The 22,705-nt window shown below is 58.5% G+C and carries 18 protein-coding genes; 11 read left to right on the top strand and 7 right to left on the bottom strand.

Annotated features, from left to right (window positions below; translation table 11 throughout):
* Positions 1–95 precede the first annotated feature (95 nt).
* On the top strand, positions 96–2,501 hold the full coding sequence (locus tag BLR44_RS19480) for an ABC transporter permease (protein ID WP_089685190.1): 2,406 nt from the start codon (positions 96–98) through the stop codon (positions 2,499–2,501).
* Positions 2,502–2,558: 57 nt separating this feature from the next.
* Here the strand turns inward: BLR44_RS19480 and BLR44_RS19475 are convergent, their stop codons facing one another.
* The 3 genes from BLR44_RS19475 to BLR44_RS19465 all read right to left on the bottom strand — a co-directional run bounded on the left by BLR44_RS19475 (position 2,559) and on the right by BLR44_RS19465 (position 5,309).
* Entirely contained in the window at positions 2,559–3,962 is a 1,404-nt protein-coding gene (locus tag BLR44_RS19475) for an NAD-dependent succinate-semialdehyde dehydrogenase (protein WP_089685188.1), read from the bottom strand.
* Between the two features lie 73 nt (positions 3,963–4,035).
* Positions 4,036–4,479, bottom strand: a complete 444-nt coding sequence (locus BLR44_RS19470) for a hypothetical protein (RefSeq protein WP_089685186.1) — start codon at positions 4,477–4,479, stop codon at positions 4,036–4,038.
* A 47-nt stretch (positions 4,480–4,526) separates the two neighbouring features.
* Positions 4,527–5,309: an EI24 domain-containing protein gene (locus BLR44_RS19465; protein ID WP_089685185.1), complete on the bottom strand. Its 783-nt coding sequence runs from the start codon at positions 5,307–5,309 to the stop codon at positions 4,527–4,529.
* Between the two features lie 66 nt (positions 5,310–5,375).
* Here BLR44_RS19465 and BLR44_RS19460 point away from each other — a divergent pair, with 66 nt between their 5' ends.
* Together BLR44_RS19460 and BLR44_RS19455 are read left to right on the top strand one after the other, a co-directional pair.
* Positions 5,376–6,623 (top strand): DUF819 family protein, encoded by a 1,248-nt coding sequence (locus tag BLR44_RS19460; RefSeq protein ID WP_089685183.1) that lies wholly within the window; start codon positions 5,376–5,378, stop codon positions 6,621–6,623.
* Positions 6,624–6,692: 69 nt separating this feature from the next.
* Complete coding sequence (locus tag BLR44_RS19455) at positions 6,693–7,043, top strand: L-rhamnose mutarotase (protein WP_089685181.1); 351 nt, start codon at positions 6,693–6,695, stop codon at positions 7,041–7,043.
* Between the two features lie 92 nt (positions 7,044–7,135).
* Here BLR44_RS19455 and BLR44_RS19450 read toward each other — a convergent pair whose 3' ends face one another.
* Together BLR44_RS19450 and BLR44_RS19445 are read right to left on the bottom strand one after the other, a co-directional pair.
* Positions 7,136–8,530: an SGNH/GDSL hydrolase family protein gene (locus tag BLR44_RS19450; protein WP_089685179.1), complete on the bottom strand. Its 1,395-nt coding sequence runs from the start codon at positions 8,528–8,530 to the stop codon at positions 7,136–7,138.
* 21 nt (positions 8,531–8,551) lie between these two features.
* Positions 8,552–9,814 carry an OmpP1/FadL family transporter gene (locus BLR44_RS19445; RefSeq protein ID WP_089685177.1) on the bottom strand — a complete coding sequence of 421 codons (1,263 nt, stop codon included), beginning with the start codon at positions 9,812–9,814 and terminating at the stop codon, positions 8,552–8,554.
* A gap of 276 nt (positions 9,815–10,090) precedes the next feature.
* Between BLR44_RS19445 and BLR44_RS19440 the strand changes: the two genes are divergently transcribed.
* From BLR44_RS19440 to BLR44_RS19420, 5 genes are all read left to right on the top strand, one after another.
* Positions 10,091–12,823, top strand: coding sequence for a hypothetical protein (locus BLR44_RS19440; protein ID WP_143017379.1), 2,733 nt, complete (start codon positions 10,091–10,093; stop codon positions 12,821–12,823).
* A gap of 94 nt (positions 12,824–12,917) precedes the next feature.
* Positions 12,918–13,418, top strand: coding sequence for an RNA polymerase sigma factor (locus BLR44_RS19435; protein ID WP_089685172.1), 501 nt, complete (start codon positions 12,918–12,920; stop codon positions 13,416–13,418).
* Positions 13,411–13,989, top strand: coding sequence for a hypothetical protein (locus BLR44_RS19430; RefSeq protein WP_089685170.1), 579 nt, complete (start codon positions 13,411–13,413; stop codon positions 13,987–13,989). Before BLR44_RS19435 ends, BLR44_RS19430 begins: the two co-directional genes overlap by 8 nt.
* Before the next feature lie 137 nt (positions 13,990–14,126).
* Positions 14,127–14,696 carry a porin family protein gene (locus tag BLR44_RS19425; RefSeq protein ID WP_176956124.1) on the top strand — a complete coding sequence of 190 codons (570 nt, stop codon included), beginning with the start codon at positions 14,127–14,129 and terminating at the stop codon, positions 14,694–14,696.
* Positions 14,697–14,866: 170 nt separating this feature from the next.
* Entirely contained in the window at positions 14,867–16,378 is a 1,512-nt protein-coding gene (locus tag BLR44_RS19420; RefSeq protein ID WP_089685166.1) for a xylulokinase, read from the top strand.
* Positions 16,379–16,383: 5 nt separating this feature from the next.
* Here the strand turns inward: BLR44_RS19420 and BLR44_RS19415 are convergent, their stop codons facing one another.
* Both BLR44_RS19415 and BLR44_RS19410 read right to left on the bottom strand, forming a co-directional pair.
* A complete protein-coding gene (locus BLR44_RS19415) occupies positions 16,384–16,683 on the bottom strand; it encodes a hypothetical protein (RefSeq protein WP_143017378.1) in 300 nt (99 codons plus the stop codon).
* A gap of 281 nt (positions 16,684–16,964) precedes the next feature.
* Positions 16,965–18,521, bottom strand: coding sequence for a T9SS response regulator signal transducer PorX (locus tag BLR44_RS19410; protein WP_089685161.1), 1,557 nt, complete (start codon positions 18,519–18,521; stop codon positions 16,965–16,967).
* Between the two features lie 371 nt (positions 18,522–18,892).
* Here BLR44_RS19410 and BLR44_RS19405 point away from each other — a divergent pair, with 371 nt between their 5' ends.
* From BLR44_RS19405 to BLR44_RS19395, 3 genes are all read left to right on the top strand, one after another.
* The gene (locus BLR44_RS19405; RefSeq protein ID WP_089685159.1) at positions 18,893–20,134 is read left to right on the top strand and encodes an HD domain-containing protein; all 1,242 of its coding nucleotides are present in this window, start codon (positions 18,893–18,895) and stop codon (positions 20,132–20,134) included.
* A 123-nt stretch (positions 20,135–20,257) separates the two neighbouring features.
* Positions 20,258–21,316 (top strand): UDP-3-O-(3-hydroxymyristoyl)glucosamine N-acyltransferase, encoded by a 1,059-nt coding sequence (lpxD, locus tag BLR44_RS19400; protein ID WP_089685158.1) that lies wholly within the window; start codon positions 20,258–20,260, stop codon positions 21,314–21,316.
* Positions 21,316–22,704 (top strand): bifunctional UDP-3-O-[3-hydroxymyristoyl] N-acetylglucosamine deacetylase/3-hydroxyacyl-ACP dehydratase, encoded by a 1,389-nt coding sequence (locus tag BLR44_RS19395; RefSeq protein ID WP_089685156.1) that lies wholly within the window; start codon positions 21,316–21,318, stop codon positions 22,702–22,704. Before lpxD ends, BLR44_RS19395 begins: the two co-directional genes overlap by 1 nt.
* Position 22,705: the final 1 nt, after the last annotated feature.

The following is a 22,705-nucleotide window of genomic DNA, read 5'->3' as shown; positions in this document are numbered from 1 at the left end:
ACATAGTGAACTTGGCGGAACGCCTCCATAACTGCTGCACCACGAGTCCTCTTCTTCAAGTCCTTCTTGGCTTTTCTCTCTCTCTCTCTCTCTTCATGTTACGCAACTACTTCACCATTGGCGCGCGTCAGCTTCTGCGCCACAAACTGTTCACGGTCGTCAACGTCGCCGGCCTGGCAATTGGGCTGGCCGCCTTCCTGCTCATGAACGAATACGTCCGTTTCGAGAGGAGCTACGACCGTTTCTTCGCGCACGCCGATCGGTTGTACCGGGTGTCGAGCGTTTCGCGCATCAACGGGTCGGCCGAGGTAAAAGACGCCATGTCGTATTATCCGGTAGGAGCTGCATTGACCGCAGAAGTGCCGGAGGTGGAAGCCGCTACGACGTCGCTGAAGTTCGACGAGGTGATTTTTCGGAAGGGGGAACACCCGAAGTACGAAAGGGGAGTGGTCACGGCCGATTCCAATTTTCTTAACCTGCTGACTTACCGCGTTTTGGAAGGCGCGCGCGAATCGATGCTGCGCCAGCCTCACTGTTTGGTACTGACCGAAAGCAAAGCACGGGAGTATTTTGGGGACGAAAGCGCGTTGGGAAAAATCCTTGAAGTAGAGGGCGAGCCGTACACGGTGACGGGTGTGATGGAAGACGTGCCCGACAATACGCATTACACATTCGAGATCCTGATGTCGGACAAGAGCATTCAGGACCGGTTCGATTACAACAGCTGGCGGTATTTTGATTATTACACCTTCGTACGCCTGGCCCCCCACGCCGACCCCAAGGCGCTGCAAGCTAAGCTCGATGCGCTCTCGGCAAAGTACCTGAGCGAGGGCAACCTCAACCGGTTTGTGCTCTATCCGCTGTCAGACATTCACCTGAAATCAGATTTTACGTTCGAGCCGGAGCTTACAGGCAGCGCCAGGGCGGTTTCCATGGTGCAACTTATCTCCGTGTTTATGCTGGTCATCGCGTGGGTCAATTACATCAACCTCTCGACGGCACGGGCGGTAGAACGCGCTAAGGAAGTGGGGCTGCGGAAGGTGATCGGCGCGCGTCAATCGCACCTGATCGGGCAGTTTCTGTTCGAAGCGCTGTTGGTCAATCTCCTGGCGGCAGGGCTCGCGTTTTTGCTGGCCGAACTGGCGTTGCCCCTGTTCAACGTGCTAGTAGGAAAAAGGCTGAAGCCAACCCTGGAGTACGCCTTTTGGGGCAACCTGTTGCTCTTTTTTGGGATAGGGACGTTCGTCTCCGGGTTTTATCCGGCCCTGGTGTTGTCCGGTTTCAAGCCGACCGTGGTGCTGAAAGGCAGATTTCACGCGTCGCAGCGGGGGGTATGGCTCCGCAAGGGGCTATTGGTCGTGCAGTTTGCGGCGTCGATCGGGCTGATTGCCGCTACGGGCATTGTCTACCGCCAGGTGCAATTCATGCAGGCGCGCGATATGGGCATCGAAACAGCGTATGTGATGGGCGTGACGTTGCCCGCCGCCTCACGGGTGGAAGAACAGCCGACGTTGGATTCGAAAGTGGCGGCCTTTCACGACAAATTGCGCTACCATGCGGCGATCGAAGCGGTCGGCACCACCTCCAACCTGCCGGGAGGAGGCGCGTCGGACATCAACACCACCACTTCGCAAATGCGCATTGTGGAACTGACCGACCGCGTGGAAGGCACCTACTATACGCAAAACAACGACGAGCACTTTCTGGAGGCCGTCGGCCTGCACCTGATGGCGGGCCGGAATTTTGACCGTAACCAGGCGTCCGATTCGGCGGCCGTCATGGTCAACGAGGCGTTTCTGCGCCATCTCAACGTGGCCGATCCGCACCAGGCCCTGGGAAAATCGCTGCAATTCGGGACCGATGACGAAAGTCCCCGGTTTCCGATTGTGGGCATTGTCCGGGACTTTAACCGGACGACTTTGAAGCATGCGGTGGAGCCGTCGATCTACTTTTATGCGCCTTCCAACGCCCGTGGGGTGATCAAACTACACCCGGATCGGTATCAGACGGGTCTGGCGTATGTACAGAAAACCTGGGCGCAGTTTTTTCCGAATACGCCCTTCGCCTATACGTTTCTGGATGATCGGTTCGCCTTACTGTATGAGCAAGACCGCCGCTTCGTCGACATCTTCGGTGCGTTTTCGGGACTGACCATCTGCATCACTTTATTGGGATTGTTCGGACTGGCGTCGTTCTTGGCCGTGCAACGGACAAAAGAGGTGGGCGTGCGCAAAGTGCTGGGCGCAACGATTCCCAGCATCATCGTCTTGTTCTATAAGGATTTTCTGATCCTGCTGGGCATAGCGGCGTTGGTGGGGCTTCCGGTCGTGTATTGGGGCATGACTTCCTGGCTGGAGAACTACGCCTTCCGCATTGCCTTTCCCTGGCTTCTGACCGCAGGTGCGCTCGGGATAGTCGGTCTGTTCGCCCTCGCTACGGTCGGCTACCAGATGTACAGCGTGGCCGCCCTTGACCCCGCCCAAACGCTGAAGTACGAGTAGTTGAAAGCGGAAAGGCTCGAAGGTGCAAAGCATCGTCCACCCCGGAACATGCCCCTCTTACTCGCTCTGGACCTTTTCGTGGTGCCGGTTGCTGTCTTTGGCCTCGATCCAGACCGTTTTCTGGTTCATGAACTCGCGGATGCCGATGTAGGAAAGCTCACGACCGTAGCCGGACCGTTTCACTCCGCCGAAGGGAAGCCGCTGGTCCGATTTGTAGAGAGCGTTGATGAACACGCCACCCGTTTCCAGTTCGCGGGCCACCTGCTCGCCTTTTTCCAGGTCCTGCGTCCAGACCGATCCGCCAAGGCCGTACGGGGAAGCATTGGCGACTTCGATGGCTTCGTTGACGTCCTGCACGGGAATCACCACCGCCACGGGGCCGAACAATTCTTCTTCCCAAGCGGGCATGCCGGGCTTCACGTCGGTCAGGATGGTCGGCTCCAGAAAAGCCCCTTCGCGGTCGGGGCGTTTGCCGCCGAGCACCACACGTGCGCCCATCGCTACCGACTGCTCGACTTGCTCCAGCAGATCGTTCGCGAGGTCCTCGCGGGCCATGGGGCCGTAGTCGACGTCGTCGTTCGGATCGCCGCCTTGCAAGGCTTCCATGTGGTGCCGCATCCGCTCCAGGAACCGGTCGGCCACTTTCTGTTCGACGATGAACCGTTTGGCCGCAATGCAGCTCTGTCCGGTGTTGATCATCCGCGCCTGCACGGCCACCTTCGCCGCTTTTTCCAGGTCGGCGTCGGCCAGCACGATGAACGGATCGCTGCCGCCCAGTTCCAGCACCGTTTTCTTCAGGTATTTGCCGGCCGTTTCCGCCACTTTCTGTCCCGCTTTTTCGCTGCCCGTCAACGTGACTGCCCTGACGACCGGATGCGCAATTACACTTTCGACCTGTTCGGACGAAATCAGCAACGTGGAAAAGGTGCAGGGCGGAAAACCGGCATCCCGAAACACTTCTTCAATAGCCAGGGCGCACTGCGGCACGTTCGAGGCATGTTTCAGCACGCCCACGTTGCCGGCCATCAGGTTGGGGGCCGCAAACCGGAACACCTGCCAGAACGGAAAATTCCAGGGCATGATGGCCAGCACCACCCCCAGCGGATTGTAGACGATCATGCTCTTGTGCGCTTCCGTCTCGACCGGCTCGTCGGCCAGAAATTCGGCGGCGTGGTCGGCGTAGAAGTCGCAGACATCCGCGCACTTTTCCACTTCGGCAATCGCCTCCTTGTGCACCTTGCCCATCTCCAGGGTCATCAGGTCGGCGTACCGCTCCTTGCGTTCGCGCAGCAGGTCGGCCGCTTTGTGCATGAGTTTGCTGCGGTCGGCAAACGGGCGCTTGCGCCATTCCAGGAACGTTTTCTGCGCTCGCTCCAGGGTCGATTCGATGTCGGGGCGGGCGGGTTCGTCAAACGTTTTGAGGGTTTCGTTGTTCAGCGGGTTGACGGTGGCAATGGACATGGATGAAAAAGAAAATGTGATGCGTGTGTCTAGCGTATACGGGATGGGGCCGGCGTGGGGTTCGCAGGCCCGGTTAGGAGGAGTACCCGGTTCGGACTTTCTTCCGGATCAGCGTGTTCCAGTACAACGCCGTGGCCAGGATCATGCCGACGATTCCCAGCTCCCAGGAAGCTCTTCGTGGTGCAAGGAAAACATCGAGTCTGTGTGTGTAATACAGTGCGCCCACCAGCAGCACCGCCATGAGCGAGTAGAACCACACGGCACTACCGGCGAGGCGCTGGTGCTTCTTGGAAAGCCACGTGAGTAGCAAAACGGGGATCAGCACGAGGGGGTAATACAAAACTCCCGTTGCGAAAGCTATAAATCCTAGTCGTACGATCAGATCTTCGCGGCCTTCCTCAAGCAACACCAGGGAGGTGTACTGCTCGTATCCGTTGACCAGAACCAGCAAAAAACTGTAGGAAAATACCAGCGATGCCAGGAAAAAGAGGTACGGTTGAAAATTTTCTTGGGTCATGAGGGGAAGCGATGTTCAGGGTCTGGATCTGGTAGGTCGGCTTTAGGCTAGGCACCGGGCTCTCGGCTCATCGTCTCACTGGCGTCTTCGGCCCGGTTCGCGGCCAGCCCGGCGGCCATGACGGAAAGCACCGGCGCAACGAGCAGGCCCAGCAACGGAATGGCGAGTAGCAGCAGGAAGACGATTCCGTTCGAGAGGGCGAGGCCTTTGTGGTAGTTGATCCACCGGACGCTCGAATGGTCGTTCCAGCCGAAGTATTCGTTGCGCAGGTCCAGTACGGAAAATCCCCACCAGAAGCCTTCGTTCAGAAACAACAGCAGCGGCACAATCAGGTTGATAAACGGCACCAAAAGCAACAGGAGCAGCCCGCCCGTGATGAGCATCTCCCATACCAGACTGCGCAGCCCGATTTTTAGCCCGCGGGTCAGATTTTTAAGAAACAGGCGCATGCTGAACGGCACAGCCGGTGCGCCGTCCAGCTCCTGCGTTCGTTCGGCAATCCAGGCCCACAATGGCGCCAGCACAATCAACAAGAGGTATTTGTAGAGCTTGAAATAGAGCAGCAGCGTAGCCAGCATCAGGGTGATAGACACCAGCAGTCCCACCGACTGCGCCAGCCCGCCGGTGGCTCCCCAGTCGGCAAATTTTCCCTCGGCCGCCTGGCCCGTGTTGTAGGCGACCTGCCAGCCGAAGTAAAAAACCAGGGCAAACAGCAGCAGGTTGGCGACGCCCGGCAACAGAAAAAAGTACCAGAGGCGGTGCTGCCGGATCATCGCCAGGGCGGTTCCGTAACTGCGCAGGCCGAGCCGAATGTCTTTGACGGTAGTCATGGAAAGGGCGAGTGCGTTTGGGGTTGTGGCCTTTAAATTACATTTTTGGCGAATTTCAAGATTTCTATGGATGCATCCGAACCGCTGATTACCAACGATGCCGTGGTGCTAGGGTTGCTGCTGGGCATTCTGGCAGCGATTTTCTGGACTTCCCGGCAACCGGCCTTCCAGGCATTTTATCGCTACGTGCCCGCGCTTCTGCTGTGCTACTTCGTACCGGCGATCTTCAACTCGCTGGGCGTCATTTCGGCCGCGCGGTCCGACTTGGACGGGGTGGCGGCGCGGTACCTGCTGCCGGCCAGTCTGGTGCTGCTCACGCTCTCCATCGACCTGAAAGGCATCGTGCGACTCGGGCCGAAGGCGGTGGTGATGTTCCTGGCGGGGACGCTCGGCATTGTAGTGGGTGGCCCGATTGCCATACTACTGGTCTCCATATTTGATCCCGATCTGGTGGGTGGTTCAGGGCCGGATGCGGTCTGGCGCGGGCTGGCAACCATCGCCGGCAGCTGGATTGGCGGAAGTGCCAACCAGGTCGCGATGAAGGGCACCTTCGAACCCAGTGCAGCGCTCTTTTCGGCCATGTTGGTGGTCGATGTGCTGGTCGCCAATGTCTGGATGGCCTTTCTTCTGTACGGCGCGGGCATCTCCGACCGGGTCGATCGCTGGTTCCGGGCCGATAGCTCGGCCATTGTTGACGTCCAGCGGCGGGTCGAAAACTACCAGGCCAGCATCGCCCGCATTCCTCAACTAGCCGATCTGATCCTGATCGTGGCGGCAGGCTTCGGTGTCACCGGCCTGGCGCACCTGTTGGCTGGCAGCATTGCGCCCTGGATCGCCATCCACGCGCCCGCGCTCGAACAGTTTAGCCTCACGTCGCAAACGTTTTGGATCGTGGTGATCGCCACCACCGGCGGATTGTTGCTTTCCCTGACGCCCGCGCGCCAGCTCGAAGGGGTCGGGGCGTCGAAGGTGGGCAGTGTATTACTGTACGTACTCATCGCCACCATCGGAATGCAGATGGACGTCCTGGCGATTTTCAACAACCTGGGCTATTTCGCCATTGGGCTGGTGTGGATGGCGGTACACGTGACGGTGCTGCTGCTGGTCGGGTGGCTGATCCGCGCGCCGTTCTTCTTTACGGCGGTGGGCAGCCAGGCCAACGTGGGAGGTGCGGCGTCGGCACCGGTGGTGGCCTCGGCTTTTCATCCGGCGCTGGCTCCCGTAGGGGTGATGTTGGCGGTGCTGGGCTACGCCCTCGGTACTTACGCGGCGTACCTTTGCGGACTGCTGATGGAGCTGGCCAGCGGGGGGTAAGCATGCAAAGCTTCGCGCAGGCAGGTACAAAGAGATTTTGTTTTTTTGAGCAGCAACTGCTTTTACGCTATGACCTCTACTGTACGCCATTGCCTGGCGCTCGATCTGCAAGACGACCCCGCGCAAATCGCCGAATACGAACGCTATCACCAACGCATCTGGCCCGAAATCGCCGATTCGATCCGCGAAAGCGGCATTTTGCACATGGAGATTTACCGCGTGGCCGATCGACTCTTTATGATCATGGAAACCACGCCCGACTTCTCGTTTGAGAAAAAAGCTGCGCTCGACGCCAGCAATCCGAAAGTGCAGGAGTGGGAGAACCTGATGTGGCGTTTTCAGAAATCCCTTCCGCACGCTCAACCCGGTGAAAAGTGGCTGAAGATGGAAAAGATTTTTGACATGCAAACCAACGCCTGACCCCTTCTGAAGGATTGAAACGAACCGTTTGTGCAATAAAAAAGCGTTCTTCTGTCGGCAGAAGAACGCTTTTTTATGTGGAGCCTCAGCGGTCAGGGTAGCCGGACACCCTCGTAGTCGACGGCGTTGACCAACGGAATGGCGGTGCCGTATTTTTCGTTGATGGCCCGGATAAACTGATTGGCAGTCAGGGCATTGCCCCGAGGTGTGAGGTGGACGCCGTCGAGCGAGAACACCCCTCCGGAGATAAAGCCAGCGTTGACCGTCACACCGTCGAACGAGAGCCCGGTACGGACCTGGTTCAGAAGTTGGTTCATGTTGACCAGCGCCAGGTTGTAGTCGGTGGCCAGTTCGCTGATGATGGCATTGAACTGATCGGTGGCGACACGCACAGCCTCCAGTTCAGGGCGTGTGAGGATGTACTGATTCGGAACGGGCTTGGCCGTGCCCCACCCGGCCGCAAGCGAATCGGTGGGCAGCGTCAGGAGGACCAGCTCGCCGGGTTTGATCTGCCGTCGTTGTCCCAATTGCGCCGGGATGCTGGCATCGAAGATGACCAGCGGATTCGGGCCGGCTTGAAATGCAATGGTATCCAGCGCCCGTTCGGCCGGTACGGACGCGTTGTACTGGCGAACGCCTGCGTTGTAATCCGCGTATCCTTGTTGGGCTTGTTGGGCCTGTTCGGCCGTGAGAGTTAACAGGTTGTACGCGTAGGTTGTAAAGTAGGGCGCTGCGGTCACAGAAGGCAGGTTGGCAATGGCCCCCCGTACGCTGTCCTGTTGCATCAACGCGTCTAAAACGCCCTGCAAATTGGACCGAAACGTGCCGACCGGCGTAATGGACGCCCCCACGCCCCCCGACGAAGCGTAACCCAGCACGTCGTTGTTGCCGAGCCAGACCGTACAAAACGAAGGCGCGCTGCGGCCCACATACGTCGTATACGACGCGCTGCCCGGCCCCAGCCGCTCAAAGAAAGGGTTAAAATCAGTCGAAGGCTGTCCTACGTCGGCCCCGTAATTGGTCGCGGTCACTTTGTCTACCCGCAAGCCCGGCACGCCCAGGTTCTGCACGGTGGTACCGCTTTGCGCCTGATAAGGCATCAGGAGGGGCGAAACGCCGTTTTTAGCAATACCGATGATGGCGCGTTCTTCCGCGACGGGTGTCAGGAGGGGAGCGCCCGTGCTGGCAAAACCGGTAAGCGTCAGGTAGCCGGAGCCGTTGCGCTGCGCTTCGTCGAAAAGGGGCTGTTCAAAAGTACCGCCCCCTACCTGCGCAAATTGCTGCGCCAGCAGGTTGGGATACGAAACCAATTGTCCTTCGCGGTACAGGCCGCTGTTCGCGTAGCCTGCCGTCAGCGAATTGCCGACCGCCACGTAGCGCGAAAGGTCGAGTTCGCCCGACGAGGGGGCCGGTGCATCGATCTGGGGTTCGCAAGCCGACGCCAGCCACCACAGACCCGTTATGACGAGAAAAGAATACTTCTTCATATACAAAGCGGAGGAAAAGTCTTAAAAATGATACGAAACGGAAACGCCGGGAATCAGCGCCTGCAACTGGTAACGGCCGGGCAAGACCTGACTGGCTGTGCCGGCCTCGTCCACTTCCTGCTCGGTCTGCTCGCGCTCCATGCCCTGAATGAACAGCAGCGAGGCATCGATGGCCAGTTTCCCTACCCGGTAGCCTGCACCTACCGACAGACCTACCCGGTCGGCGTCGGGCGTCTCGGCCGTCATGTAGCCGGTACGGACGGGCGTTTCGTCATAGTAGGCACCGGCACGCAACGCCAGGGCTTCCGAAGCCTGATATTGGGCACCCAGCCGGTAGGCAAAGGCATTCTGGTATTCGCGGGGCGAGGCGGTGCGTGAGGTCGGTTGGCCGTTCACCACCAGCGGTTGTTCGTACTCGAAAGTGAGGGAATCGTACGTTTCCCAGAAGGTGTAGTTGATGTCGAGGGCGAGCGTAAGCTTGTCGGTGACTTCGTAGCCAACGCCGATGCTGGCCACGGCCGCCAGCGGCAGGGTCGCGTTGAACGTGTTCCCGGCCGGAAAACTGGCGCGGGCGCTGGCGGGTACGTCGAAATTCGCGTCGCCGCCGTCGACTTGCATGGCAACACGCGAGCGGTACGTGGCTCCTAAGGACAGCCCTTCGAGGGGGCGGAAGTAAAAACCGGCATTAAAGCCCAGTCCGTTGGCGCGGCCGTCGAGTTCCACTTCACCAGGGTTGCCTGCTTGGTCGGTAACGGGCAACTGGCGTTGCAGATTGACGCCCCCGATGACGTACACCAGGCCAATGCCGAACCCAAAGCGGTCGTCGAGGTTGTAGCTGATGGTAGGCTGAATGGCGATGGCCCGTAGCGAAAGCTGTTCGAGCAGATTGCGTCCGATCCAGTTTTCTTCCCAGCGAACGGTACTGCCGTAAGGGGTGTAGGCCCCGATGCCAAATTTGAAGGGACTGTCTTTCGGTCCCCAGACCCCATAGACCGCAAAGGGAGTGCTGACCGGGTTGTCGGTGTTCCAGGTGGTGGTGGTGCCACTGCGGACAAACGCAATGTTGCTGATGATGCCGCTGGCACCGAGCGTAAAGCCGTTTTCGCGCAGGTGACTCATGGCGCCGGGATTGAAGAAGAGGGCGGCCGGGTCGAGGGCCAGGCCGGTGCCGGTGTGCGCCATACCCACCTGTTTCTGTCCCTGCAACGCTACCTGAAACCCACTGGCCAGGAGCGAACCGCTCAGCAGGAGGCTGCCGAGCCAAAAAAATAGAAACTTTTGCATATAGGTTGTCGAGTAAACTTGTTTTAACAAAGGTAAACGAAGCACCAGAGAGATGCGGCAATAAAAACGAGGAATGCTCGACGAAATAAAAAGAAAGGACGATGGGCAAACAGCTTTGCAGGCGGAGTGGAGGGCGTGCGTCCCGTGTATGTGATACTTGCAGCGCGTAGTCAAAGCCGCCGACTAACCCCCTGAAAACGAGAAAACTCCGCCTTTCAAATGGGACTCGTTGCGTTGGGCCGTATTGGCTAGTTTTGCGTCAAAGTAGCCGTTAGCTTGAACCGAAAAACTCTTCTTTTCTTCTTTGTCGTGGTGGCGCTGCTGCTGGGCTTCTTGCTTTTCAGGCGCTGGCAACAGTCGCGCACCCCGCTTGACCCGTGGACGCTTCTTTCGGCCGAAACCGCCCTGGTGATCGAAACGCCCGATTTGTGGCGTAGCTGGCACACAGTGGCGCAGCAGTCGCCCTGGCAGGCGCTGGATAGCCTGCCGCTCGTACAGGTCATGAGCGCTCATCTCAACCCCCTCGACTCGCTGTTTCAGGAAGGTCCGCAACGCGAACGCCCCAAAATTCCTCTGCTGACTTCGGTCCATGCACGGGGGATGCGCGTCGCCGCCCTGTTCTGGCTGGACGTCCGTTCGTCCGGCCTCTCCCGCGAAATTGACCGGCTGCTGCGGGAAATCAGCCGTAATCCGGCCATCCAAACCCACCGGCGCACGTTGCAGGGCTACACCATTCACGAGCTTTCGGCCGACAGCACTACGTTTTCGTACCTGCGCTACCACAACGTACTGGTGGGCAGTTTTTCGGCCGATCTGGTGGAGGAAGTCATCAACCAGATCCGAAACCGGAACAACGAAGGCCCTACTTTCCTGCGCCTCAATCCGCAGATCCGGCAGGGTGCTCACTGGGAGCTCGATGCCGCCAACCTGTACCTGAACACCGACCGCTCGGCCCGCTGGCTCGACGTCCTGGCGCGTCCCGAAACGGCGGCGGCGTGGCGGGCGCTGGCGCAATCGGCCTCGTTCGACGTGAGCGTCGGCGCGGAACAAATTCTGATGAACGGCCAGTTTACGTCGGATTCCGCTGCGCATTTCATCGATCTGTGGCAAGGGCAGGAGCCGCAGCCCCTTACGCTGCTCGACATGGTGCCCAACCGGACGGCGCTGTTGTACCACTGGGGCATTTCTGATGCGCAGGCGTTTGGCGATTCGCTGTGGCGTTACCGCCAGAAGCACGGCTCCCGGCCCGATTCCACCTGGCAACAGTTGCGGCAGAAAGGCGTCGATTTGCGCAACTGGTTCGGCTGGATGGGTCGTGAAGTCGCCTTCTGTCAGCTGGAAAGCGGCGGCAGCGAAGTGCCGGAGCAGTTGTTGATTCTGGCCCCCAGCGACCTGACCGAGGCACGACGTCAGTTGCGAGCCTTGAGCGATACACTGCAAAGCGCCGACGAAGAGCCTTACGTCGAGACGTACATCGGGGCGGAAATCCGCCAGTTGCCCGTCGCGCAGTTTCCGACCGTATGGCTCGGGAACTCGTTTTCAGGCTTTGACCAGACCTATTATGCCGTAGTGAAGGACGTGGTGGTGATGGCCAACAGCGTCCGTACCTTGAAAGCCTGGGTCTTCGACATTGAGGCCGAGGAAGTATGGGGCCGGTCGGTGCAGCAGAATGTCTGGCGCGAAGAGTTGCCCGAGCGGGCCAACCTCAGCGTAATGGTCAACGTCCGGCTGGCCTGGAAACGCCTGCTGGCGGGGGCTTCGGCCGAAGGACGGGCGCTGTTGCAACAGTACGCGCCTGTGTGGCGGCAGTTCGGCTTTGTGGCGGCACAACTGAGCCGTACCGGGACGCAAATGCCCGCTACGCTGCTGCTACGCTACACGCCCGGCGATGCTACGCTGGAAACCCCAGGCGGACGGGCGCTGGCGTCGTTGTACGACGTTTCGGCCGAGGCTTCACTCACCACCGCCCCGCTGCTCGTGCACGACGCACAACACCGGCCGCAGGAGGTCGGCATGCAGGACTCGTCCGGAGCGCTTTATCTGGTGTCGCCTCGGGGGCAGTTGATTTTCCGCCGCGCGCTGGAACAGCCGCTGGTCAGCGATTTGTCGCAAGTGCAACTGACTGATAAAGCCCCCTCTTACCTGTTTGCTACGTCCCACCAGCTATGGCTGCTCGACCGGAACGGCGATGCGGTGAAAGGATTTCCCTGGACCGTGCCCGATACGCTACCGATTCAGTACCTGCGCGCCATCGACTACGACGGAAGTCGGCGGTACCGGATTTTGGCGGCTACGCAGGGCGGAGCGATTTACCTTTACAACACCGACGGCCAACTGCTCGACGGCTGGAAGCCGCTGGCCACAAAAGCACCGCTGGCTACGGCTCCCTTCCACGTGCGGGTGGGCACACGCGACTGTTTTGTGGTGATTCAGCGCAACGGGACCGTACACCTGCTGAACCGCCGTGGCGAAACATACGCCGGGTTCCCCGTAACCCTGGGCGATTCTTTGTACGGCGCTTCGTTTTGGGAACCGGGTGTACGGCTGCGCGATTCGTACCTGACGCTGCTGACCGACGGCGGTGAGGTGGTGCGTCTGAGCCTGGAAGGAAAGGTCGAGCGCCGGACACAACTGGTGCGCCTCAGCCGCAACAGCCGGTTTCAACTGTGCCCTACCGCCGACGGCCGCGCTTACGTGCTGGCCCGGCAGGATGGCAACCGCCTGACCCTGTTCAATGCCGCGCTGGCGGAACGCTGGGAGAAAACGTACCTATCGGCGTCGCCCAAAGTGGTCACTTATTATTCGTTCGGGCCTGATCAGCAGGTGATCGCAGTGACGGATACTACGCTGGGCTCTACGTGGCTTTACAACGGGCAAGGGGTTTCGTTGCTGGAGGAACCGCTCCGCACGCCCCATCCGATTGCCCTTACGTACGGGGCCGACGAGAAAAAATACCGCCTCTATCGTACCGTAGGTACGCAGCTGCAGGTCGCCACCTTCGATCAATAGCCGGTCGTTCGGGCGGTTTCTCACTTTTTTTGCGTTCCGTTGTCATATTTTTCGGCAGGCGAGGACTAACTTCTTTAAAGATCCCGCTTCCGGCATGGACCAGGAACCGTTTTTAGCCTTACTCGAAGCCAACAAACACCGCGTGTTGCGGATCTGCCGCGCCTACGCGTCCGATCAGGCCACGCAACAAGATCTGTTTCAGGAAGTTGTGCTGCAATTGTGGCAATCGTTCGAGACCTTCCGGGGCGACGCTCACCGCGCCACGTGGCTGTACCGCATCGCCCTAAACGTGTGCATCAAAGCCAAATGCAAGCTGGACCGCCACCAGCGCCGGCAGGTGCAGTTGGAAGGAATTCAGTTTCGGAGCGAGTCGCACGAACCGACCTGGGAACGACAGGAACGGCACGCGCTGCTGCACCGGTGTATTGCCGCGCTACCCGAAGCGGACCGCAGTCTGGTTGTTTTGTTTCTCGAAGGCATGGCCTACCGCGAAATCGCCGAGGTTGTGGGCATTTCGGAGAACCACGTGGCCGTGAAAATGAAGCGGATCAAAGAAAAATTACGCACTTGTTTACCCCTCGAATTATATGAATGAGCAGGAACTTCAGGCCCTCTGGCAGGGACAAGCCGAGATGGACGTTCAACTCGATCCGCCGCAGTTAGTCCGGGCCCTGAGACGGGAGTACGACGGCCTTGCGCAGCGCATCCGGCAACGCGACCGGCTGGAATACGGGGCCGATGCGCTGGTAATCCTGGCCTTTGGCCTGATCGGCTACTTTACCGATTCGCGACTGACGCAGGTTGGCTGCGGGGTGATCGTCGTGGCGGGATGCTACATCGCGTACCGGCTATGGCACGTGAAACGCTACCGCCCTTCCCCCGCAGAGACGTCCAGCCTCAAGCAACAACTGGAAGCGACCCGCGCCTACGTCGCGCAGGAAAAACGGCTGCTGGAACGCGTGGCGTATTGGTACCTGGGACCGTTGTACGCGGGGCTGGTGCTGGTGTCGCTGGGCGGCGACCCGTGGTGGACGGGGCTGTTCCCGATTGCCTTTTCGACGGTGCTGTATTACTACATCTGGAAGCTGAACCAACAGGCGGCCCGCCGGAAATTCGATCCGCTGTTGCATCGGTTCGACGTTCTTCTGCAGGAACTGGAGCGCTAGGAGGGTAGGGAGTCGGGCACCGTCTGGGGTGGCGTCGGCCAAGAAGTCAGGCGCAGAAAAGACCAAAAAAATTTCTTTGCGTATAAAAAAGCAACGCCCTCTGGTAGAGGCGATTTGTCATGCTTTTGATTTTACTCATGAAAAAACTAATCCTGACCTCTCTTTTCTTTCTTCTTTTAACCCCGGCTTTTGCGCAGAAATTTAACGTCGGTGCCCAGATCGGGACCAATATTTCGTCGCTGGCCGTTCCCAACTCGAACGCCCGCGTTGGTTACCAGTACGGCGGATTTGTGCGGTACGGCGGGCGCGGGTTCATTCAGGTAGAAGCCAACTTTTCTCGCCTCTCGACGCAGCTCGAAGCGCAGATCAACAACCTGGCCACCGAGCGCGACGTGGTGAACATGAATTCCATTCAGTTTCCGATTCTGGGTGGCCTGAAGCTGATCACCAGCGAAGACGAAAGTTCTTCTCTGCGGATTATGGCGGGGCTGGGTGTCGCGCAAATATTTGACGTACGGCCCAATACCATCGACGTGGACATCGACGACATCAACCGCACGCAGGCGGATTTACAGGCGGGCGTTGGGCTGGACCTCTGGTTTCTGACCCTCGACCTGCGCTATCAATACGGCCTGCGGAGTGTGCTAGAACAACAAGACGGTTCGCCCTACCGCATCCTCAGCCTGAGCATCGGCGCGAAACTCTGATTCTGCCGCTGCCCGACCCATGGCGTTTCGGGAAGAAGTGAGTAAGGCGCGTGGGGGCGTGCCCTTTAGTAAGGCAGAATGCTTTGCCTGGAACAGTGCTTCTGGGCAAAGAGTCCGTAAAACTGTTTAATTTCCACGCCTGAATTTTACCTACACTTCTACGTATTGCTATGCTTCTTCTCGGATACGACCTCGGTAGTTCTTCCATCAAAGCCAGTGTGATCGACGCCGCCACGGGTCGTCTGGTGGCTTCTGCCTCTGCACCCGGTCAGGAAATGGACATTGCTTCGCCACGCCCCGGCTGGGCCGAGCAAGATCCGGAACTGTGGTGGCGGTATGTGCAGGAGGCCACGGCCCAGTTGCGTACCAAAGTCAACTTGCAGGAAGTAGGAGCCATCGGCATTTCGTACCAGATGCACGGCCTGGTGGTGGTCGACCAGCAGCACAAGGTGTTGCGGCCTTCCATCATTTGGTGCGACAGCCGCGCTGTGGGCATTGGCGAAAAGGCCTTTGAGGAATTAGGACCGCAGGTGTGCCTGAGCGATTTCCTGAACTCGCCCGGCAACTTTACCGCTTCGAAACTGAAATGGGTGAAGGACCACGAGCCGGAGGTCTTCGCGAAGATTCATAGAATTATGTTGCCCGGCGATTACCTGGCCATGCGCCTGACCGGCGAGATCAATACGACGGTTTCGGGCCTTTCGGAGGGCATTTTGTGGAACTTCCGGGAGGGCGGAATCGCCACCAATCTGCTGGACCATTACGGCCTTTCGACCGACATGCTGCCGACGCTGGTACCCACGTTCGGCCCGCAGGGCGAAGTCTCGGCAGAAATGGCGAGCGTACTGGGCTTCAGGGCGGGCATTCCGGTAGCCTACCGGGCGGGCGATCAACCCAACAACGCGTTCTCGCTCAACGTGTTGAATCCCGGCGAAGTGGCCGCTACGGCGGGTACCTCCGGCGTGGTGTACGGCATCAACGACGACGCGCGCTACGATGCGCAGTCGCGGGTCAATACGTTCGTGCACGTAAATCACCAGCCCATGCAGCCGCGCTATGGGGTGTTGCTGTGCGTCAACGGCACGGGCATTCAGAACAGTTGGCTGCGGAACAAACTGCTGGCGGGCGACATCAGCTATCCGGACATGAACCGCCTCGCGGCCGAAGTGCCTGTTGGGGCCGAGGGGGTCCGCGTGTTGCCCTTCGGCAACGGGGCCGAGCGGGTACTGAGCAACCAGCAGGTAGGCGGGCAAGTGCTGGGACTGGACTTCAACCGGCACGACCGGCGGCATCTGTTGCGCGCGGCGCAGGAAGGCATTGTGTTCGCGCTCAATTACGGCATGGAAGTGATGAAAAGCATGGGCATGGGCGTCGATACCGTGCGGGCAGGCGATGCCAACATGTTTTTGAGTCCGGTGTTCCGGCAAACGTTCGCGAACGTGACCGGGGCGGTGGTGGAGCTTTACAATACCGACGGTGCGCAGGGCGCGGCGCGTGGTGCGGGTGTAGGGGCCAAGGTGTATGCGGCGCTACCCGAAGCGTTTACGGGGTTGCAGGCGACGCAAACCATTGAGCCTAAAGCTTCGGAACGCGACGCGACGCAAGCGGCCTACGAAGCCTGGCATCGGGCGCTGAAAACGGCATTGCGGAAACAAGAGGAAGCGAAACCGGTAGTTTCGTAAGAGAATCAGGCATCGGCCTCGACGGGAGCGGGCGTTCGGCGGGCAACTTTGGTCTGACGAACGCCACGGAGGGCTTGCCCCACGCCGTACAGCACCAGGACGCTGGCCGCCACGTACAGAAACGTCGGCGCTTCAAACTCGTCGGAAAAGGCCATGAGGGACAAGGCCAGAAAGGTGCCGATCAGGGCGGTAATGATGCCCTGCGTTTTGGTAAAACGGGCCTCGGCTTCCCGTTCCATTCGGCCTTCGTCCGTAGCGGTGAGGGACATGACCAACGTCCGTTCCGCTTTCTTGCGTTCGTTCATCTCTTCAAACATTCTTCAACACAACGGTAAGGTTGCCAGGCACAACGCAGGTCAATCGTTTTGGAGCACAAGTGCCGGTTGAATGGAGGAGCCCTGGCAACAGGTAACCCTTCGGCGGCGCTTTTTCCCAGCGTGGAGGCAGCGACGAAGGTGATCAAAATTAACGCCGGGTCGGGCGTTCTGAACGATCATCTCACTGACATTCTTAGGTATGTAAGAAAAGCGGTCGCCCCTTGTAGGAACGACCGCTTTTTAAGTGTAAACGCTAGAGAGCCAGCGAGTTATTTGGCCTTTAGTACCACAAAAGGCACAATCATTTCTTCGAGCGATACTCCACCGTGCTGGAACGTATCGCGGTAATAATTGACGTAATAGTTGTAATTATTGGGGTACGCGAAGAAGTAATCCTGCATGGCAAATACATAGGCCGTCGAAACGTTGGGTTTCGGCAGGTAGAAGCGCTCGGGCTTGCGGGCCACGAACACATTGCTTTCGTCGAATCCCAGGTTTTTACCCTGTTTGTAACGCAGGTTGGTGTTCACGTTGCGGTCGCCGACAATTTTGTGCGGCCGTTTTACGCGGATGGTGCCGTGGTCGGTCGTGATGACCATCCGCGCACCCTTATCGGCCAAGCGACGGATGAAGTCCAACAGCGACGAATGCTCGAACCAGGAGCGTGTCAGCGACCGGTAGGCCGACTCGTCGGGGGCCAGCTCGCGCACCATGTTGGTGTCGGTGCGGGCGTGCGACAGCATGTCGACAAAGTTGTAGACCACTACGTTGAGGTCGTTCTGCATCAGGTTGTTGAGCTTGTCGAGCACGTCTTTGCCCTGGTTGGCCGTAATGACCTTGTGGTACGACGTGCGTAGGTGCGACAGCTTGTTCTTCTGCAGCTGGATTTTCAGGAATTCTTCTTCGTTGTTGTTCTTGCCCTCGTCGTCAATATCGTCCACCCACAGGTTGGAGTGGTACTTGGCCATGTCGCTCGGCATCATGCCCGAAAAAATGGCGTTCCGGGCGTAGGCCGTGGTGGTCGGCAGAATCGAGTAGTAGTGCGACTCTTCTTCCGTCACGAAATACTCGCTGATGATGGGCTGCAACACACGCCACTGGTCGTAGCGCAGGTTATCGATCAGCACAAAAAACAGCGGTTCTTTGTCTTTCACCAGCGGAAAGACCTTTTTCTTCATCAGCTGATGCGACAACAGCGGCCGGTCGGCGTCGGCATCGTTCAGCCAGTCCTCGTAGTTGTCTTCGATAAACTTCGCGAAGTTATTGTTGGCGTCGTCCTTTTGCATGTCGATCACTTCGCGCATGCTTTTGGTTTCGGTGTTGTCGATCTCCAACTCCCAGTAGACCAGCTTTTTGTAGATGTCGGCCCACTCCTCGTGGTCGATCCGGTCCTGGTACGCCATGCTCAAGGTCCGAAAATCCTGCTGGTAGCTCATGTTCGTTTTCTCCGAGACCAGGCGACGATTGTCGAGGATTTTTTTAACCGACAGAAGAATCTGGTTCGGGTTCAACGGCTTGATCAGGTAATCGGCGATTTTCTGCCCGATCGCATCCTCCATGATGTGCTCCTCCTCACTCTTCGTAATCATCACCACCGGCAAATGCGGACGTGTTGACTTGATTTGCGCCAGCGTTTCCAGCCCGGTCATGCCCGGCATGTTTTCGTCCAGAAACACGAGGTCGAAGTTTTGCTCGTCGACCTGTTCGAGTGCGTCGGCACCGCTGTTGACCGGCGTCACTTCGTAGCCTTTGTTGTTCAGGAACAGGATGTGGGGTTTGAGCAGGTCGATCTCGTCGTCGGCCCAGAGGATGTGGTATTTTTGCATGGTGAATTTCGTTTAAAAACTAAGAATGTGTTGTTGGCGGACGTAACTAGGTACAGACCTAAGCGATTGAAAGTTACAGCGCAACGCGCTTCTTCGCGCAGGTTAGGTCGGCTTGCTGGTTCGGCACGCCTGCAAAGCGGACAAAGATCATACCGCTTGTCGCTCGACTCGTTCGTTGAGCCGGAGGGCACCGGTCGGCCAGCGCATTTTTCTGCGGACGGTGCAACTTGTAAACCGTTGCAGCGGCCTGCGCGTTACGATAACGCCGCCCTGGCACGGTCTGGTATAGGTCACCGCCCGAATGTTCGCTGCGAACGGCGCGCGCTGCCTACCTTTGTGCTCCCGTGGCGGGCCATTTTTCGAGAGCTATTTTGAACAAACGTAAAATTATCAACGATCCGGTCTATGGGTTCATCACCATTCCGTCGGATCTGATTTTCGACCTGATCGAACATCCGTATTTTCAGCGCCTGCGGCGTATCCGGCAACTGGGCATGACCGATTTTGTCTACCCCGGTGCGCTCCATACCCGCTTTCACCACGCGCTGGGCGCGCTGCACCTGATGGGAGTGGCGCTGGAAACCCTCCGCCGGAAAGGCCACCTGATCTGGGATCTGGAGCACGAGGCCGCGCAGGCCGCCATTCTGATGCACGACATCGGACACGGGCCGTTTTCGCACGTGCTGGAACACAGCCTGCTGCACAACATTCCCCACGAGCGGGTGTCGCTGCTCATCATGCACCACCTGAACCGCGAACTGAACGGCGCGCTGGAAATGGCCATCCAGATGTTTACGAACCAGTACGAGCGTCGGTTTTTTCACCAGCTGATTTCCAGCCAACTCGACGTAGACCGCCTCGATTACCTGAAGCGTGACTGTTATTTCACGGGGGTGTCGGAGGGGAGCATCGGGGCCATTCGCATCCTGAAGATGCTCGACGTGCACGAGAACGAACTGGTGGTCGAAGAAAAGGGCATTTACACGATCGAAAGTTTTCTGAACGCGCGCCGCGTGATGTACTGGCAGGTGTACCTGCACAAAACGACCGTCAGCGCTGAGCAGATGATGATCCAGATCATCCGCCGGGCCCGCGAGCTGGTACAGGCCGGCGAAACCTTGTTTGCCAGCCCCGCCTTGCAGTTTTTTCTGAGCCAGGACGTGCGGTGGGACGAGATGGAACAAAACCCCGATGCGTTCAACGCCTTTGTCTCGCTCGACGATTTCGACCTGTGGACCAGTGTCAAAGTCTGGAGCCAGTCGAACGACCAGGTGCTGGCGCTGCTGAGCCGGGCCCTGATGGAACGACAGTTGTTTCGGGTGCGTTTGTCGAACGAACCGTTTGCGCCGGAACTGATCGCGCAACTGCAAAAGCAGGTGCAAGCGAAGCTGGGCGTGAGCGAAGCCGATCTCTCGTATCTGGTGTTGCACGGCAACATTTCCAATGCGGCGTATCAACCCAAGGCCGCCTCCATTCGCCTGCTGCGCAAATCCGGTGAGGTGATCGACGTTGTAGAAGCGTCCGACCTGCAGAACCTCCGGGCGTTCAGCGGCATTGTCCGAAAATATTTCCTCTGCTGGCCCCGAGAGGCGGGTCCGCTGGCCTTCGCGTGAGGAAGCACCCCCATCCCCGAAAGATGTTCTATATTTGAGGCAATTTGAGCTTTGGCGGAGCTCTCTTTGCCTCTGTCGGAGGATTCACACCCCGGGTTCGGATACTGAGCAAGACACGCACACATGGAACTGACTACCAAACAAATAGCCGACCTGTTGGGAGGAACCGTAGAAGGAGACGCGGAGGCTCGTATCCGGACGGTGGGCAAAATTCAGGAAGCGCAGGAGGGAGCCATTGCTTTTTTGGCCAATCCGAAGTATGAACCGTACCTGTACGACACCCACGCGAGCGCGGTGTTGGTGCGGCAGGATCTGAAACTGCGGCAGGCCCCGCCGACCACGCTGATCCGGGTCGACGATCCTTACTCCAGCTTCACGACGCTACTGGAAGAATACCAGCGTCTGGTGGGGTTGCAGAAACAAGGCATTGAACAGCCCAGCTTCATCGGCGAAAACTCTACGTACGGAGACGGGCTGTACTGCGGCGCGTTTGCCTACATCGGACAGCACGTCCGCATCGGGCGCCACGTCAAGATCTACCCGCACGTGTACATCGGCGATCGAGTGACCATCGGCGACCATACCATCCTGTATGCTGGGGTGCGGGTGTGCCAGGACGTGGTGATCGGCAACCATTGCACCGTACAACCCGGTGCCATCATCGGGAGCGACGGCTTCGGCTTTGCCCCGCAGGCCGACGGCAGCTACCGCGCCATTCCGCAGGTGGGGAACGTCGTGCTGGAAGATCACGTTGACATCGGAGCCAACACGGTGATTGACCGGGCCACGATGGGCTCGACGCTCATTCGGCGGGGCGTTAAGCTCGACAACCTGATTCAGGTGGCGCATAATGTCGAAATCGGCGAACATACGGTAACCGCCGCGCAGTCGGGCTTTTCGGGGTCGTCTAAGGTAGGTGCCCGTTCCGTGATTGGGGGACAGGTCGGCCTGGCGGGCCATCTGACGCTGGCGGCCGGCACAAAAATCGGCGCGCAATCGGGCATCAGTAAGTCCATTGAAGAAGAAAATACGGCCGTGATGGGCTCGCCGGCCTTTGCCCTAAAGCCGTATCTAAAGGCCTCGGCCCTGTTCCGCAAGCTCCCCGAATTGCTCCAACGCATTGAAAATCTCGAAGAAAAACTTCTAAATTTGCCCACTTCCGATGGGGGAAGTCCAGCCTAATGAATACCAAGCAACACACAATTAAGGATAAAGTAGAGATCGCCGGGGTCGGCCTCCATACGGGAGCGCCTGTCCAGATGACGTTCTTACCAGCTCCTACGCATCACGGTATCAAGTTTCAGCGCGTCGATCTTGACGGCCAGCCGGTCGTGGAAGCCGATGTCGACTACGTCGTGGATGTTTCGCGGGGAACCACCATTGAGAAAAACGGTGCGCGGATCAACACGGTCGAGCACGTGCTGGCCGCCCTGGTCGGTCTGGAAATCGACAACGTGCTTATTCAACTGGATGGACCGGAAACGCCCATCATGGATGGAAGCTCGCAGGAATTTGTCAAAGCCCTGCAAAAAGTCGGCACTCAGGAGCAGCACGCCCTGCGCAACTTCTTTGAAATTACCGAGAGCGTTTTTTATAAAGACGAGCCGCGTAATGTGGAGATTGCCGCGCTGCCGCTCGACGACTACCGCCTGACCGTGATGGTCGACTACAACTCGCCGGTTTTGGGCAGCCAGCACGCTTCGCTGACCGACATCAAGAAATTTTCGGACGAAATTGCCGCCTGCCGGACGTTTTGCTTTCTACACGAACTCGAAGCGCTGCACAAGCAGAACCTGATTCGCGGCGGCGACCTGAACAACGCCATTGTGGTGGTGGACCGGGTGGTAGAAGAAGAAGAACTCGATTCGCTGGCGCAGCTGTTCAACCAGCCCAAGGTGGCCGTTAAGTCGGAGGGCATCCTGAACAACGTCGAACTGCGTTACAAAAACGAGCCCGCCCGCCACAAGCTACTCGATTTGGTAGGTGACCTGGCCTTGGCTGGCCGCCCGCTGAAGGCGCAGATTCTGGCTGCCCGCCCTGGCCACGCGGCCAACGTGGCGTTTGCCCGGAAGCTGAAAAAGCGCATGAACGAACTCGAACAGAAGCAGATCCCGGACTACGAGCCGAAAATGCCGGCCGTGCTCAACAGCAACCAGATTGCCAAAGTGTTGCCGCACCGGTATCCGTTTCAGCTGGTCGATAAAATTTTTCACCTCGACGAGACCTCCGTGGGAGGCGTCAAGAACGTGACGATCAACGAACCGTTCTTCGCGGGGCATTTCCCGGGCAACCCGGTGATGCCGGGGGTGCTGCAAATCGAAGCGATGGCGCAAACGGGAGGTATTCTTTTGCTGAACACCATTCCCGATCCTGAAAACTACTGGACGTATTTCCTGGGGATTGACAACTGCCGCTTTAAGAAGATCGTGACTCCGGGCGATACGCTGGTATTTAAATGTGAACTCCTGGCGCCCATCCGGCGCGGTATTGCCAAAATGCACGGACGTGCCTATGTCGGCAACAAACTGGTTTGCGAAGCGGTTATCTCGGCCAGTATTGTCAGAAAGTAAT

It is taken from the genome of Catalinimonas alkaloidigena (assembly GCF_900100765.1).
In the GTDB taxonomy this organism is placed as follows: Bacteria; Bacteroidota; Bacteroidia; order Cytophagales; family Flexibacteraceae; genus Mooreia; species Mooreia alkaloidigena.
The sequence above is the reverse complement of the archived record's forward strand: the minus strand, read 5'-3'. Positions and strand labels throughout refer to the sequence as shown.